Here is a 15986-nt window from a genome sequence, read left to right on the forward strand (position 1 = left end):
CGCCCTTGGCGGTTATCGCGCCTAGGTAACATGGTGCCCCGTCCGGGGGCACCCCATGCGCGTTTTCTTCGCACCCACCTGTCGCGGGCCGGTGGACCGACCGCCTCAGCCCGCCCACGTGCCGTAGGTCCGCGAGGCCGGGCGGTAGACGAGCACCCGGTGGTTGTCGGTGTCGCTCACCAGGATGCGGTCGGGGCCGTCCGCCCACACGCCCGCCGGCTCGAAGGGCGGCTGGCAGCGCGCGTCCTGGCAGGTGAAGCCGTCGTCCAGATCGCGCACGCGCCGGGCCGCCAGGTCCAGCACGCGGACCTTGTGGTTGAAGGTGTCGGCGACCAACACCTCGCCGGCCTCCACCGCGACCCCCAGCGGATGCTGCAGCGTTGCCAGCTCGAAGGGGCCGTTGTCGGCGCCGAAGACGAACAGCCCCTCGCCCACGACCGTGGCCACCTCGCCGCTGTCCAGGCCGATCATGCGCACGGCCGACGCCTCGCTGTCGGCGACGTAGAGGCGGTTGGTCGCCGCATCCAGCGCCAGGCCGCTCGGCTGGGCCAGCTGGGCGTCCGTCCCGGGGCCGTCGATCAGCTCCTCGCCGCCGTTGCCCGCCAGCGGCGCCAGCTCGCGGCCCTCAATGTCCAGCTGCAGCACCTGGTGGGTGCCGGCGTTGGCGATGTAGAGCATGCCGCCCGCCAGCTCCAGATCCCACGGCGAGGCCAGGGACGCCGCCAGCGAGGGCTCGCGCTCGTCCACGACCATACCGCGCTCACCCGTGCCGGCGAGGGTGTGCACCGTCCCGCGCGCGAGGTCGATGCGGCGGATGGCGTGGTTGCCCGTGTCGGCGACGTAGATTCCCCGCGCATCCGCGATCAGCCCCTGCGGCCCGCGGAACGCGGCGCGCTCGCCCGGCCCGTCCGTGAACCCGGGGCTGCCGCTGCCGTAGCGCGCGAGCACGGCACCGTCGTCGTCCAGCAGCGCTACCTGATGGTGCCCGGCGTCCGCGATCGCCCAGCGCTTCGCCTCACCGGGCACCGGCTTGAGCTTGCCCGGAAAGCGCAGCGTGCCCCCGGCGTCCCGCTCGGGCTCGCCGGCCAGGGGCGAGGGCCGCAGCACGCCCTGGGTATCCCAGCGCTCGACGAACTCGGAAACGACGGTGAGCAGGCGCTCGGGATCGGGCTCGCCGCTCATCTGCCCGAGCACGTAGCCGTCCGGTCCGATGAGCACGAGCGTCGGCCACCCGCGCACCGCGTAAGCGCGCCACAGCTCGAAGTTCACGTCGTTGACGACGGGATGCTCGATCCCCGCCCGCGCGATCGCCGCGCGCAGCATGTCGGGCTGCTGCTCGGCCGGGAACTTGGGGCTGTGCACGCCGACGACCGCCACCTCCTCGGGGTAGGCGGCCTCGACCATCTTCAGCCCCGGCAGCACGTGCATGCAGTTGACGCAGCAGGTGCTCCAGAAATCGAGGATGACCAGCTTGCCCGACAGATCCTTGAGGGTCAGCGGGCGGTCGGTGTTGAACCAGTCGGCCTCCGGCACGTCGATGTCGGGCGCGTGCACGCGCGGCGTGTCAAAGGTGCTGCCGGCTTCCGATTCCAGATCCTGCATCTAGGGCTCCTGCGTCACGACCCTGGCGTGCGGGGTCGTCGTTCGATGGGCGCGGGTGTGGCGGGCATGGGCGCCGCTGTCCACCCCGCGACGTGCCTGTTGCGCTTCGTGCCCGAAACAGCGACCCTTGCTTATGCTTAGCCTGGGCGGGCCAGCCCACCCTACGGGCCAGCCCCACCCTGGTGCCCGTCACCACGTGTTGACGTGGATCAATGCACCAACAGGCGCGCCGGGCAAGCCTGAACCGCCGGCTCCGGCCAGCGCGGAACCGAACGGGGAGCGCAATGACCTACAAGAACCTCCTTCTTCACCTCGACACCACGGACGCCTGCGCGCAGCGCACGGACGCGGCCGTGGCCCTGGCGGCGCGCAGCAACGCGCACCTGACGGGCCTGATGGCGCTGGGCAGTTACCAGCCGCCGGCGTGGCTGCAGATGCCACAGTCCCTGATCGACCAGCGCCGGCAGGCGGAACAGGAAGCCTACCAGAAGATCAAGGCGGACATGGAAAAGCGCGCCCACAGCGGCGGCATCCAGAGCGACGTGCGCTGGAGCAACGTCAGCGCCGACATCGTCGGCCGCGAGGTCGGGCTGCACGCGCGCTACAGCGACATGGCCATCGTGGGCCAGCCCAACCCCGACGATCCCGGGCCGCTCGACCATCACGACCTGGGCGAGGTCGTCGTCAGCTCCGGCCGGCCGACGCTGGTGATCCCTTACATCGGCGCGCGCACGGAGCACAACGACATCCGCCTGGGCAAGCGCGTCATGGTGGCCTGGGACGCCAGCCGCGAGGCGGCGCGCGCCGTCAACGACGCCATGCCGCTGCTGGAAAAGGCGGACCAGGTGGACGTGCTGGTCGCCAACGCGGGCAAGGACTCGCGCAAGCACGGCGACGAGCCGGGCGCGGACATCGCGCTGCACCTGGCCCGGCACGGCATCCACGTCGAGGTGCACCGCACGGAGACGCGCGACGTGGACGTGGGCAACGTCATCCTCTCGCGCCTGTCCGACCTGGACAGCGACCTGCTGGTGATGGGCGGGTACGCCCACAGCCGCATGCAGGAGCTGGTCCTGGGCGGCGCGACGCGCACGATGCTGCACCACATGACCGTTCCGGTGCTGCTCAGCCACTGATCGAGCGGCGAGCCGCGGACAGACATCTCGCGGCTCGCCGCCCCGGCCATTTTCCGGGACGGTTCATGCGTCGGGCGCGTCCTCGCGGTGGCCGGCGTTGGCGTAGTGGGCACGCTTTTCCGCGTTCCAGACCCGGAGCACCTTCGTTCGATACGGCTGGCTCTGCGGCCGGTTGCGCGAGTGGTAGTCGCCGATGGCCTCCATCCAGGAATTCGTCTCCCGGTGCAACGCCATGAGGAATTCCACGGCGTAGGCCACGTTGATCGCCGGCGTGAAAGCCTGTTCGATGCTGTCGAAGGCGTGGCCGTGGTACTTCAGGCTCACCTGCATGCAACCCACGTCGATGTTATCCGCACCCTGGCGTTGCAGGCGCCTCACCGCCTTCACGGCCGCCCGCTTGCTCGGATAATAGCGGCCGTCGCCGTCGACGTTGATCGTCCACGGCCAGGCAAATCGTTCCGGCCAGGGCCCGCTGCCGCGCCCGGTTTCCACCTTGGAAATCGCGGTCATCAGGTGGGTGGGCAAATCGGGGCGCAGTTCCTCCGCCATGGCGATGGCGCGGGCGCAGACGTCGCGCGCTGGCGTCGCCGCCGCCGGGGCCGCCAGCCCGGCCAGTGCCGCCGTCGCCGCCGCCATCGATGCCACCCACGCAATCGCTCGCACGGCCCATGCTCCCGGCTTGCTCGCGCAGCCCGGAAAGCAAGTACCGTGCCGGCGGCGCCCGGCGCTGCATCGCACAAAAAGCTGCCGCGGACCGGGAACACGCGACCAAGGCGCCACGGATCGCCAAAAGCCGCACGGAAAAACTGTAAGCCACTGCAAAACAGGTATATTCTATGGCGAAATCGCACACGGGCCGCTGGCTGTTGCCATCCCGTTCGGCCGGGCGTATATTGTGCAGTGCGGCATGGCGATGGTGGGCATCGGCGTGTCGGATGACGCTCCCTGCGAGCGTCGACCTCCCCTAGACTGGCCGTGCGCGTTCGCGCACGGCCTTTTTTCCGTCCGGGCCGGTTAAAAGCGCGCCGGCTCCAGCTCCCCCAGGGCCGCCACCACGGCGCGCATGTCGTGCGCCAGCTGCGCCAGGCCGGGCCCGCGGCGCACCGTCTCCTCGTCCATGTAGAGGGCGCGGTTCATCTCGATCTGCAGGGCGTGGACGCCCTCCCACGGCCGCCCGTAGTGGCGCGTGACGAAGCCGCCCGAGTAGGGGCTGTTGTGGCGCACGTTGTAGCCGAGCTGCGTGAGCGCCGTTTCCACGGCCGCGGGAACGCGCGGATCGCAGGCGGCGCCGTGGCTGTCGCCGAGGACGAAGTCCACGCGCCGGCGGCCCGCGTCGCGGTCCATGGGGCCGCCGATGGAGGGCATGGAATGGCAGTCCACGAGGATGCAGGCGCCGAAGCGCTCGCGCGTGTCGGCGATCAGGCGCGACAGGGCGTTGTGGTAGGGCCAGTAGTAGGCGCGGATGCGCGACAGCGCCTCGGCGAAGGTGAGCTTGTCGCTGTAGATCTCCGAGCCGCTGGCGACCACGCGGGCGATCGTGCCCAGCCCCGCCGCCACGCGCGGCGAGCGCGTGTTGGCGTAGCCCGGCAGCGGCTCGTTGAACATGCGCGGGTCGAGTTCGAAGGGCTCGCGGTTCACGTCCACGTAGGCGCGCGGGAAGTTCGCCTGCAGCAGGGGCGCGCCCATCTCCGGCGCGGCGGCGATCAACTCGTCGACGAAGCCGTCCTCGCTGCGGCGCAGGCTCACCCGGTCGAGCCGCGCGCTGGCGACGAAGGCCGGGGGATAATGGCGGCCGCTGTGCGGCGAGGCGAAAACCAACGGCAGCGTCTGCGCGCTGGGCAGCCGGACCTGATGCGGGGTGAGAATCTCACACGGCTCGATCTCGGCTTCCATGACGCTCGCTGACTGTCGATCGCACTCGCCGGTATCCATGGCACCCGCACGCCTTGGGGCCACGACGGGGCTCCGGCCACCGGCCCGCGCGCCCCATCCTGCCCGCCGGACAAAAGGGATCGGGCGCGGTGCGGCGGGCGGGGTGACTCCGCGCGACCGCATCGCGCCCACCGCCAAGGGTGGCGGCGCCCCGCCCCCGCTGCAAGGTCCCTGTTCGCTGGGCTTGAACGCAGCCAGCGCCAATGCTACAGGCCACACACAGCGACGGGCGGCCCCGCAAGCATGCGAGACACGGCCGCCGCGACGCCGGTATGGGCGCGTAGCTCAGCGGCAGAGCGCCTCGTTGACATCGAGGAGGTCGGTGGTTCAAATCCACCCGCGCCCACCATTCGGTTTTTGCCCGGTTTTGCAGTTGCCTGGTGACTTGCCGTGGACGCGCCGTGCGGTCGGTATTGACCGGCGCGGATGTGTTTCCGTCAGCGCATTCATTTAAGCGACAATCACCGATCCGCCTCGCTGCCGGCATTCCGGCCTTGCCCGCAAAAGCATCGGCGTGGGTGTTGATCCGGAGTCCACGTCCCCACCCCTCCAACCGCGTTCACGGCGCCGTCCGACCAGCAGCGCAGGCAGCTGCCCCGGGTCCGGGGCCACTCGGCTGACACAGAAAGATTCCAGCCCGTCCCCTTTCCGGTCGCGTCACCGCGCGCCATGATGTTTCGCGTCGCATAGATCGGCACCGGGACGACGCCCGATCCCGCAACCCGGGTGGACGACCGGCGCACCGACGGAAGGGACGGCGCCGTGGACGGGTTCATGGTGGCCCTGATGACCTGGATCGCCTCGGTTTCCGGCTTGCCAGAACCCGAGAACCCGCCCGCCGTGCGCCGGCTCTCCGCCGAGGAGATCGTCGCCCGAGCGCGCCCACCGCAAGCGCGTCAGCCCCACGCGGGGCGCAGCTACGTCGCGCTCTACCGCGCCGGGACGCGCACCATCCTGCTGCGCGACGACTGGTCTCGCGACAGCCTGCGCGACCGCTCCATCCTGGTGCACGAGCTGGTCCACCACATGCAGGCGGCAGCGGGGCGCGACTACCCCTGTCCCGGCGCGCGGGAGCGCGAGGCGTACGGCATCCAGGGGCGCTGGCTGAAGCGCCAGGGCGGCAGCCTGTCCGAAACCCTCGGCATCAACACCCTGCACCTGCTGCTTTTAACGCGGTGTGGACGGTGACCTGTCAGCCGAGCATCAAGCCGTCGTCGAGCGGCCCGGCGGTGAGGGCTTGTGCGTTTTCGGGCTCCAGCGCGGACGCGTCGCCGGGATCGAGGTTCACGGCGCCGGGATCGAAGCCGTCCCCGACGGCTTCGCCGCCGAGCTCGATCCGCACGCGGCCGTCCTCAACGCCGATCGCCGCCTCGGCCGAGCCGTCGGCGAAGGCCACCTCGACCTGGCCGTTCAGGCCGAGCTCCACGGTGGCGCCGTCGGCGCGGGAAATCGTCAGGGTGTTGCCCGCCGCTTCGACGGCGTAGGCGTCGATCGCGCGCGCCAGTTCGACGCGATCGCCGTCGCCGCCGGTGAAGCTCACGTCGCCGCTGGCCGGCACCTGGATCGTCTCGCTGGCGGCCGTGCCCACGACGCGAGCGGCGAAGGGCACCGCCTGGGTATCGCTCTGCCCGTCCAGGATCACGCGGTTGCCGCTGCCGTCGCCCTGCGGCAGCCCCGCCCCGTCCGGGTTCAAGTCGACCTGCGCCGGATCGAAGCCGTCACCCACGGTGACGCCCCCGAGCGTCAGGGAAATCCCGTCCGGGCCCGGCTGGACCGCGGCCGTCGCGCTGCCGCCGTCGAAGATCAGCGGGACCTCGGCGTTCAGCGACACCTCCGCGCGCGTGCCGTCCGCGCCGTCGAACACCAGGGTGTTGCCGCCCGCGCTGACGTCGTAGTCGGTAAGCGCGCCCGGAAGCTGCACGACGTCACCCGCGCCCGGCCGCAGCGCCGCGATCGCGCCGGGCTCCAGGCGCACGCCCTCGGCGTCCGCCGTGCCGTTCACCTCGGCCGGGAAGGGCAGCGTGAGCGTCTGCTCGCCGCCACCCAGGACCACGAGATCCCGGGCCGGACCCACCGTCACCTCGGCCGTGGCCGTGGCGCTGCCGCCGCGGCCATCGTTGACGCTGTACTGGAAGCTGTCCGTCCCCGTGAAACCGGCGTCGGCGGTGTAGACGATCTCGCCCGCCTCGTTGACCCGGACCGAGCCGTTGGCCGGCGAGCTGGTGATCGCTGCGCTGAGGTCGTCGTCGTCGGGATCGGAATCGTTGGCGAGCACGTCCAGCGGCGCCGGCTCGGCGTTGGTGATGCGGAAGCTGTCGTCCTTGGCGACGGGCGGGTCGTTGACGTCGGTGACCTCGACCGTGGCCGTCGCCGAGGACGACGCGCCCGATCCGTTGCGCACGGTGTAGCCGAAGGTCGCCGTGCCCACGAAGCCGGCGTCCGGTGCAAAGGTCACCGTGGCGTCGTCGTTCACGCTCACCGTCGCGTTGTCGGGCGTGGATTGCAGCGTCACGGAGGGGTCCACGCCGACGGGGATCTGGTCGTTCGCCAGGAGGTCGAGGTCGGTCTTCGTGCCCTCCTTCACCGAAAGCACGTCGTCGGCCGCGACGAGGTCGCTGGCGCTTTCCGTCACCTCGACGGTCGCCTGCGCCGTGGCGGTCACGCCCGCCTCGTTGGTCACCGCGTAGGTGAAGGTGTCCGTGCCGTTGAAGCCCGCGGCCGGGGTGTAGCTCACGGTGTTGTCGTCGGTCAGCGTGGCGGTGCCGTTGGCGGGCGGCTCGGCCAGTTCGATCGTGAGGCCACCGTCATCGGCCGCGCCGTCGTTCGCCAGGATCTCGAGCGTGACGTCCTCGCGGCCCTGGACGACGGTGAAGGCGTCGTCGGTCACCTCCGGCGGCGGGTTCACGCTGACCGTGACGGTGGCCGTCGCGGTTTCGCCGCCGGGGTCGCTGGCGACGTAGGTGAAGCTCGTCTCGCCCACGAAGCCGTCGTCGGGCGTGAAGGCGATCGTGCCGTCGCCCTGCGGCGTGGCCGTCGCGTTCGCCGGCGTGGTCTTGAGACTGACGTCGAGGTCGTCGCCGTCCGGGTCGCTGTCGTTCTCCAGCACCGCCAGCGTCGTGGTCTCGTCCGGCGAAACCCCGAAGGTGTCGTCCTTGGCGACGGGGGCCGAATTGCCGGGGGCGACATCGAAGGTCAGCGTCGCGGTGTCCTGGCGGCCGGTGCCGTCGCGCACGATGTAGGTCAGGCTGTCCGTGCCCGAAAAGTTCTCGCTGGGCGTGTAGGTGATCGTGCCGCCATCGGCTTGGGCGGTGCCGTTGTCCGGCGAGGACTGCAGGCTGACGCTGAGCTCGTCGCCGTCGTCCGGATCGCTTGCCAGCGGCTCGTCCCCACCGAGCACGTCGACCTGGGCTTCGCCGTTGAGCTCGACCGTGGCCTCGTCGTCCGTCGCGACCGGATCGTCGGGCTGCGGCTCGACGTCGATGGTCAGCGTCTTGGTGTCCGACGTCCTGTCCGTTTGATCGACGACCTGGAAGTCGATCGCGGCGAAGCCCGCGCCGTTGGCGTCCGCCGGCGGCTGATAGATCAGCCCGTCCGAGGCGATCGTGCCCGCGGCGATGGAGTCGCCGGCTTTCACGGCTTCTCCGTCGTCCGGCTGGCCGTTGCCGTTGGCGTCCCTGAAGAGCGTGCCCTCGCCGTCGCCGGGCATGGCCTCGATATCGACCGCCGCCAGGCCGTCGCCGCTGTCGGGATCGTCGAAGGGAAAGTCGTCCGCCTCGAAGACGAGCGTCTGGTCCTCGTCGATCTCGCGCGTGACGTTTTCGCTGACCGGATCGTCCTCGACGCCCTCGACCTCGACAGGGACCGTCACGGTGTCGGTGGTGCCGGTACCATCGTCGACCCGGACGGTGAAGCTGTCGCTGCCGTCGAACTCCGTGTCGGGGGTGAACGCCGCATTGCCGGGCTGGCGCTCGATCGACCCGGTCGGGGCGTCGGCGATGGCACTCAGGCTGCCGTTCGTGGGCGCGTCGGTGACGGTGAACGACAGCGTTTGCCCGGTATCCGCGTCGCCCACCGCAAGCAGGGGCGCGATATCGATGTCGGTATCGCCCTCGGTGACGGTAAGCGGTTCGTCCAGTGTGCCGTCGTCGTCGGCGTCGCCGGTGAACTGCGGGGCCTGCCCGACGGTCCTGAAATCGAGCGTGTCGTTGTCGTCGATGCCGGCGAAATCGTTGGGGGTGCCGGTCGCAGTGTCCTCGTCCGTGATCGCGCCCGCGTCGATCTGGACGGCGAAGCGCGTCCCGGCGATGAGGTCGCTCGACGGATCGATGGTCAGCTTATCGCCGTCGATCGACACCGTACCGTCGCCGCCGCCCGTGTCGTTTTCAACGTCGAAGGATTCCGACTGCGAGGGCGCGTCGGGCGCGATCAGATCGATCGAGCCGCTGTCGCCGAAGTCAATGGGCTCGTCGAAGGTGAGCACCAGCGAATCGCCCGGCGGGTGGGCGATCGTGTCGTCGCCGGGATCGCTGTCCGCCAGGGTCGGCGGGGTGGTGTCGGTGACGCTGACCTCGGCCGTGACCTCGTTCGAGGAAAAGGTCTGGCTGCTGCCGTTGTTGCGCGTGTCGGCGGAGGTCGTACCGGTCGTTCCGACCGTGCCGTCCCAGGCGCGCAGGGTGAGCGTGTTGCCGCCCAGCGGATCGCCCGTGTCCTCCTCGTCGGGCAGGAAGCGCAGCTTGTCCTCAGGCGCCAGGAGCACCGCGCTTTCCTGGGAAACCGCGCTGAGATCGGCGAAATCCTGCCAAGTTTCACCGCTGTCGGTGGAGAATTCGAAGGTGCCGTTGTCCGCCTGAACGCCCGTCACGGCCGTGCCGACCTGTGCCGTATCGGTGTCCGGATCGCTCAGGTTCACGCCGCTCTTGCCGAGCACGTCCGAGACGGCCATGCCGTCAGGATCGCTCGCGTTCTGCTCCACGGTGTCCAGCCCCACCGTGGCCGCATCGACCGTGGGCGCGTCGTTGACCGGCGTGACCGCGACGGCGCTCGTTGCCGAACCGGTGTCGCCGCTCCCGTCGGTGACGGACAGCTCGACCGTGCGCTCGTCGCTGCCCGGCTGGTCGGTGGTGTTCCGGAAGGTGACGGCCTGCGCCAGCGCTCCCACGTTGTCTTCGCTGGCCTTGCCGTTGAGATCGACGGTCAGGGCGTCTCCGCCGGTGACCGTCCCGTCCCCGTCGGTTCCGCTGGTTTCCGTGACCGTGCCGATCGTCGTCGAATTGAAAACGAGATCGCCGCTGTTGATCGAAAAATCGCCGTCGGTGTCGATGGCGAGCTCGTCGTTGTCCTGCGCGTTCCCGGTCACCTGCACCGTTACCGAGCCGTCAGCGACATCGCCCGAGCCGTCGGGATCGCTCACGCTCGCGTTCGGATCGATGCGGGTGGCGCCATCGCCTTCGGTCCAGTCCAGATCGGCAAACGTGATGTCGGGCGTCGCCATCGCAAGCGGCTCCGGTCGTTCGGGGTCGATGGGGCGGGAGCAAACAAAGTGCCAAGACCGGCGTTGCCACGCGGTTAACCGTGCGCCCCGAACGCCCCACATGCCGGGGCGGGCTCGCGCCGGAAGCGCGGGGCCGCTACCCTGAGCGCCCAACCGGGGACACCGCGCCCATGCCCGAACCGCTCACGCCGCCGCAGGCGAGCAAATCCGACGGCAGCCCGCGCACGATCGGCGTGGAGCTTGAATTCGGCGGCCTGACCTGCGCCCACGCCGCCGCCGTGGTCGCGCGCCAACTCGGCGGCACAGTGCGCGAGATCGACCGCTACCGCTTCGTGGTGGACGGCACCGCGCTGGGCGCCATCCGCGTGGAGCTGGACACGCAGTTCGTCCACCCCGGCGAAACCACCGACCCCGAACAGCGCGTCGCCCTGGAACGCGAGCGCATGGGCGACCTGCTGGAAGGCGCGCTGCGCACCGCCATCGGCGAGGTGACGGCGCTCTACCTGCCCGTGGAGCTGGTTGTCCCGCCGGTGCCCGTGGCCAGTCTCCCCGAGCTGGACGCGCTGCTGCCGGCGCTGCGCGAGGCGGGGGCGCGCGACACCGGGGCCTCGCCCATCTACGGCTTCGGGCTTCAGCTCAACATCGACCCGCCCGATCTGGACCCGGCGACGCTGCAGGCGCTGATGCGCGCCTACGCCATCAGCGGCGCCCACCTGCGCCGCGAGATCGGCGTGGACTGGACGCGCCGCCTGCTGCCCTTCGTGGAGCCGTGGCCGCGCGCCTACCTGCGCGCCCTGCTCGCCGAAGAGACGGCCCCGGCGCTGAGCGCGCTGATCGACACCTACCTGACCCACAATGCCACGCGGAACCGCGACCTGGACCTGCTGCCGCTGTTCTTGTGGCTCGACCCCTCGCGGGTGCGCGCCGCCGTGAGCGACCCGCGCCTGCAGCCGCGCCCGGCGATGCACTACCGCCTGCCCGACTCCCGCCTGGAGGACCCGGCGTGGTCCGTCACCGGGGAATGGAACCGCTGGGTGACGCACGTGGAGCGCCTGGCCGCCGATTCCGAGCGCCTGCGCGCGGCCGGCGCCGACTACCTGGACCGGCTGCGCGGCGACCGGCTGAGCGACTGGGCGGACCAGGTCGCGGCCTGGCTGGGGCTTTGACGGCGCGGCGGCCCCGCATCGGCGTCACGGGCTCGGCCGGGCGCGGCTGGTGGATGTGGCTGTTCAACCGCGTGGCCGTCGCGCGGGCGGGCGGCACGGCCACGCGCCTGACGCCCGAAGACGGCGCGCGCGTCGACAACCTCGACGGCCTCATCATCGGCGGCGGCGACGACATCGACGCGCGGCTGTACGGCCACGACCTCTACCTGGAGGTCCGCATCGACCCGGCGCGCGACGCGCTGGAGCTGCGCTGTCTGGAAGCGGCGGCGGCGCGGGGCATTCCCGTGCTCGGCATCTGCCGCGGCGCACAGATCCTCAACGTTTTTCGCGGCGGCACGCTGCACCCGGACATCGGTGCCGCCTATCCCGGGGTGCGGCGGCGGCGGACGACGCTGCCGCGCCTCTCGGTAACGGTAACGGCGGGCTCGCGCCTGCACGGGATTCTCGGGCTGACCCGGTGCCGTGTGAACGCGCTGCACCATCAGGCAATCGACCGCCTGGGCAACGGCCTGACGGCCGTGGCCCACGACCGCGCCGGTATCGTCCAGGCCGTGGAGGATCCGGCCGCGCCCTTCCTCGTGGGCCTGCAGTGGCACCCGGAATTCCTGGTCTTCAACCGCAGCCAGGCCCGGCTGTTCGCGGCGCTGGTGGATGCCGTCTGACCCCCGGGTTTGCCGCGCGCCGGTCATGCGGCACCCTGCTCGCGCGTGACCACCGCGACGACGCGGCCGAACGCAACCGACAGAGGAGGCCAGCCGCATGACGCGCCACCGCATGACGCTTCGGGCGACCGTGACCGCACCCATCACCGCCCTCGCCCTCGCCGCCGCCGCGCCCGCATCCGCCGGCTCCGGCGCCGACGGCCTGATCAAGGTGAAGAGCGAACACAGCGTGGAAACGACCCTGGACCGCCTGGCGTCGGCGCTGGAATCCAAGGGGCTGACGGTCTTCGCCCGCGTCGACCACCGCGAGAATGCCAAGGGCGCGGACCTGGACCTGCCGGCGACGCAGGTGCTGATCTTCGGCAACCCCAAGCTGGGCACACCGCTGATGCAGGCGCAGCGCTCGGTCGCCATCGACCTGCCGCAGAAGGCCCTGGCCTATCAAGACGACGAGGGACAGGTCTGGCTGGCCTACAACGACCCCGCCTACCTCGCCGAGCGCCACGGCCTCACCACCCGCGACGGCGTGCTCGACAAGATCGGCAAGGCGCTCAAGGCCTTCGCGGCGAAGGCGACGCAGTAGGCCCCGTCACGCGACGAACGGCACCTCGCGGGCGGTTTCGCGCAACACGCGCGCGATGGCGGGCAGGTGGTCGGCCCAGGGGTGGCGGCGGCGCCAGACCATGCGCACGCGCCGGCCGGCCCTGGGGTCGACGATCGGGATGGCGCGCACGCTTTCCGGCAGCGGGCCCGTGGCGTGAACGGCGAGCGCGGGCAGCAGCGTCGCCCCCATGCCGAAGGCGACCATCTGGCGCAGGGTTTCGATGCTGGTGGCGCTGAAATCGGCCTCCCACGGGCCCTGCCCGACGACCGTGGCGCACAGCTCGCGCGCCTGGTCGCCCAGGCAATGCCCGTCGGTGAGCAGCATCAGCGGCTGCTCCGCCACCTCGGCCATGGCCACGCTGTCCCGGTCCGCCAGCGGCCCGTCGGCGTGGCACAGGAAGTAGAAGGGCTCGTCGAACAGCACCTCGCCGTCCAGGCGCGCGTCGTCCGCCGGCGGCGTCGCCAGCAGCAGCGCGTCGTGCTCGTGCGCGCCCACGCCCGCCAGCAGCTCGTCCGTGGTCGCCTCGCGCACGGCGAGCTGAAGATCGGGAAAGGCGCGCTCCAGCGGCTTCAGACACAGCGGCAGCAGATAGGGCGAGAGGGTGGGGATCACCCCCACCGCCAGCTTGCCGGAGAGCGGCCGGGAAAAGCCGCGCGCCATCTCGTCGAACCGCCCGGCCTCGTCCAGCACCCGCCGCGCCTGCGCCACCAGCGAGCGCCCCTCGGCCGTGAGCGCCAGCGCGCGCCCCGAGCGCTCGAAGAGGGTCACCCCCAGGTCGTCCTCCACCTTCTTCAGCGCGCCCGAGAGGGTCGGCTGGCTCACGCCGCAGCGCGCCGCCGCACGCCCCACGTGGCCCTCGGCCGCGACGGCCGCGATGTAGCCCATCTCCCGCAAAGAGGTCATGCGCGCCGCTCCCGCCCGTTATTGGAAAGACCGATCAAAATCATCGACGAAATAGATTTTACACATAACGGCCGCTGTCGCACAGTGCCCGTCCAACGCGCGCTGGCGCCCGGCAGCGGGGCGCGGCCGCACGGCACGCCGAGCGGCCCGCCGCCACCGGCCGTCCGCGAAGCGGGCTTCGGCCGACGCCAGCGCGCCGAGTACACGGTCCAACCCGCATCCGGCGCCGGTCCGGGGGAGCAGCCCCGGCCGCGCCGTGTCGGCGGACCAGACAACGCGAGATGGGAGACGAGATGGACGGTGCAAGCAAGTGCCCCGTAATGGGCGACCGGATGCACACGCAGCAGGGTGTGCGCTCGATCGGTGACTGGTGGCCCGACCGCCTGAACCTGGACATTCTGCGCCAGCACTCGGCGCTGTCCGATCCGATGGGGCCGGGGTTCAACTACGCGCAGGAGTTCAAGAAGCTCGACCTGAAGGCCGTGAAGGCCGACATCTTCGAGCTGATGCGCACCTCGCAGGACTGGTGGCCGGCTGACTTCGGGCACTACGGGCCGCTGTTCATCCGCATGGCCTGGCACAGCGCCGGGACCTACCGCACCTACGACGGCCGCGGCGGCGGCGGCACGGGCAACCAGCGCTTCGCCCCCGTGAACAGCTGGCCGGACAACGGCAACCTGGACAAGGCGCGCCACCTGCTCTGGCCCATCAAGCGGAAGTACGGCCGCAAGCTGTCCTGGGCCGACCTGATGATCCTGGCCGGCAACTGCGCGCTGGAGGACATGGGCTTCAAGACCTTCGGCTTCGGCGGCGGCCGCGAGGACATCTGGGAGCCCGAGGACGACATCTACTGGGGCCCCGAGACCGAGTGGCTCACCGAGAACCGCCGCGACGAGAACGGGGACGTCGTGAACCCGCTCGGCAACATCGAGATGGGCCTCATCTACGTGAACCCCGAGGGGCCGCAGGGCAATCCCGATCCCCACGCGGCGGCGCACGACATCCGGCTCTCCTTCGGCCGCATGGCCATGAACGACGAGGAGACGGCCGCGCTCATCGCCGGCGGCCACACCTTCGGCAAGTGCCACGGCGCGGGCGATCCCGCGCACGTCGGGCCGCCGCCGGAAGGCGCCGGCATCGAGGAGCAGGACCTGGGCTGGAAAAACACCTTCCGTTCCGGCAAGGGCCCCGACACCATCACCAGCGGCATCGAGGGCGCCTGGACGCAGACGCCGACGCAGTGGGACATGAGCTATCTGGACCTGCTGTTCGGCTACGAGTGGGAGCTCACCAAGAGCCCCGCCGGCGCCTGGCAGTGGCAGCCCAAGGACCCGTCCACGCACGAGATGGTGCCGGACGCGCACGATCCGTCGAAGGGCAACCCGCCCATGATGCTGACGACGGACATCGCGATGAAGGTGGACCCCTCCTACGAGGCCATCTGCCGCTACTTCCACAACAACCCGGACTACTTCGCGGACGCCTTCGCGCGGGCATGGTTCAAGCTCACGCACCGCGACATGGGCCCGCGCGCCCGCTACCTCGGCCCCGAGGTGCCGGCGGAAAAGCTGATCTGGCAGGACCCGCTGCCGGACGCCAGCCACGACACGATCGACGACAGCGACGTGCGTGAGCTGAAGACCAAGCTGCTCAATTCGGGCCTCAGCGTGTCCCAGCTCGTCTCCACGGCGTGGGCCTCCGCCTCGACCTTCCGCGGCTCCGACAAGCGCGGCGGCGCGAACGGCGCGCGCATCCGCCTGGCGCCGCAGAAGGACTGGGAGGTCAACGAGCCGCAGAAGCTGGCGCAGGTGCTGGAGACCTTGGAAGGCGTGCAGAAGGCCTTCAACGACGCTCAGAGCGGCACCAAGCGCGTCTCGCTGGCCGACGTCATCGTCCTCGGCGGCTGCGCGGGCGTCGAGCAGGCGGCGAAGAACGCCGGTTACGACGTGACCGTGCCGTTCACGCCGGGCCGCGTGGACGCAACCCAGGACCAGACGGACGTGGAGTCCTTCTCGGTGCTGGAGCCGACGGCGGACGCCTTCCGCAACTACCTGCAGCCCGGCCACGCCCAGAAGGCCGAGGAGCTGATGGTGGACAAGGCCCAGTTGATGACGCTCACGCCGCCGGAGATGACGGTGCTGCTGGGCGGCATGCGCGTGCTCGGCGCCAATTACGGCGGTGCCAGCCACGGCGTGTTCACCAAGCGGCCGGGCACGCTGACGAACGACTTCTTCGCCAACCTGCTCGATCTCGACCTGTCGTGGACGGCCGCGGACGGCGAGGGCTACGTCTTCGAGGCCCGCGACCGCACCACGGGCGAGCACAAGTGGACCGGCACGCGCGCCGATCTCATCTTCGGCTCCAACTCCGAGCTGCGGGCCATTGCCGAGGTCTACGGCGCCGACGACGGCGAGGAGAAGCTCGTCCACGACTTCGTGGCAGCCTGGAACAAGGTCATGAACCTGGACCGCTTCGACGTGGCCTGATCGG

The 15986-nt window shown here is 70.8% G+C and carries 11 protein-coding genes and 1 tRNA gene; 7 read left to right on the forward strand and 5 right to left on the reverse strand.

What is annotated here, in order from left to right; translation table 11 throughout:
- Positions 1-105 precede the first annotated feature (105 nt).
- On the reverse strand, positions 106-1602 hold the full coding sequence (locus BLQ43_RS10685; protein ID WP_090020651.1) for a thioredoxin-like domain-containing protein: 1497 nt from the start codon (positions 1600-1602) through the stop codon (positions 106-108).
- A 284-nt stretch (positions 1603-1886) separates the two neighbouring features.
- Here BLQ43_RS10685 and BLQ43_RS10690 point away from each other — a divergent pair, with 284 nt between their 5' ends.
- Entirely contained in the window at positions 1887-2738 is an 852-nt protein-coding gene (locus tag BLQ43_RS10690) for a universal stress protein (RefSeq protein WP_143006258.1), read from the forward strand.
- A gap of 63 nt (positions 2739-2801) precedes the next feature.
- On the opposite strand, the gene BLQ43_RS10695 is transcribed toward BLQ43_RS10690, so the two are convergent.
- Together BLQ43_RS10695 and BLQ43_RS10700 are read right to left on the reverse strand one after the other, a co-directional pair.
- The gene (locus BLQ43_RS10695; RefSeq protein WP_143006259.1) at positions 2802-3401 is read right to left on the reverse strand and encodes a lysozyme family protein; all 600 of its coding nucleotides are present in this window, start codon (positions 3399-3401) and stop codon (positions 2802-2804) included.
- A 351-nt stretch (positions 3402-3752) separates the two neighbouring features.
- Entirely contained in the window at positions 3753-4631 is an 879-nt protein-coding gene (locus BLQ43_RS10700; RefSeq protein WP_218119185.1) for an N-formylglutamate amidohydrolase, read from the reverse strand.
- Between the two features lie 313 nt (positions 4632-4944).
- Here BLQ43_RS10700 and BLQ43_RS10705 point away from each other — a divergent pair.
- Positions 4945-5019: transfer RNA gene (locus tag BLQ43_RS10705), tRNA-Val, on the forward strand.
- A 413-nt stretch (positions 5020-5432) separates the two neighbouring features.
- A complete protein-coding gene (locus tag BLQ43_RS10710; protein ID WP_143006260.1) occupies positions 5433-5858 on the forward strand; it encodes a DUF6647 family protein in 426 nt (141 codons plus the stop codon).
- A 4-nt stretch (positions 5859-5862) separates the two neighbouring features.
- Here BLQ43_RS10710 and BLQ43_RS10715 read toward each other — a convergent pair whose 3' ends face one another.
- Positions 5863-10161, reverse strand: coding sequence for an Ig-like domain-containing protein (locus tag BLQ43_RS10715; RefSeq protein WP_176758641.1), 4299 nt, complete (start codon positions 10159-10161; stop codon positions 5863-5865).
- A gap of 170 nt (positions 10162-10331) precedes the next feature.
- Between BLQ43_RS10715 and BLQ43_RS10720 the strand changes: the two genes are divergently transcribed.
- The 3 genes from BLQ43_RS10720 to BLQ43_RS10730 all read left to right on the forward strand — a co-directional run bounded on the left by BLQ43_RS10720 (position 10332) and on the right by BLQ43_RS10730 (position 12572).
- On the forward strand, positions 10332-11327 hold the full coding sequence (locus tag BLQ43_RS10720; protein ID WP_090020665.1) for an amidoligase family protein: 996 nt from the start codon (positions 10332-10334) through the stop codon (positions 11325-11327).
- A gap of 53 nt (positions 11328-11380) precedes the next feature.
- Positions 11381-11989, forward strand: a complete 609-nt coding sequence (locus BLQ43_RS10725; protein WP_090020666.1) for a gamma-glutamyl-gamma-aminobutyrate hydrolase family protein — start codon at positions 11381-11383, stop codon at positions 11987-11989.
- Positions 11990-12086: 97 nt separating this feature from the next.
- Positions 12087-12572 (forward strand): DUF302 domain-containing protein, encoded by a 486-nt coding sequence (locus tag BLQ43_RS10730; protein WP_218119186.1) that lies wholly within the window; start codon positions 12087-12089, stop codon positions 12570-12572.
- Between the two features lie 6 nt (positions 12573-12578).
- Here the strand turns inward: BLQ43_RS10730 and BLQ43_RS10735 are convergent, their stop codons facing one another.
- Positions 12579-13496 (reverse strand): LysR substrate-binding domain-containing protein, encoded by a 918-nt coding sequence (locus tag BLQ43_RS10735; protein WP_090020669.1) that lies wholly within the window; start codon positions 13494-13496, stop codon positions 12579-12581.
- 293 nt (positions 13497-13789) lie between these two features.
- Between BLQ43_RS10735 and katG the strand changes: the two genes are divergently transcribed.
- On the forward strand, positions 13790-15982 hold the full coding sequence (gene katG / locus BLQ43_RS10740; RefSeq protein ID WP_090020670.1) for a catalase/peroxidase HPI: 2193 nt from the start codon (positions 13790-13792) through the stop codon (positions 15980-15982).
- Positions 15983-15986: the final 4 nt, after the last annotated feature.

Source organism: Limimonas halophila, assembly GCF_900100655.1.
Taxonomy (GTDB): Bacteria; Pseudomonadota; Alphaproteobacteria; order Kiloniellales; family Rhodovibrionaceae; genus Limimonas; species Limimonas halophila.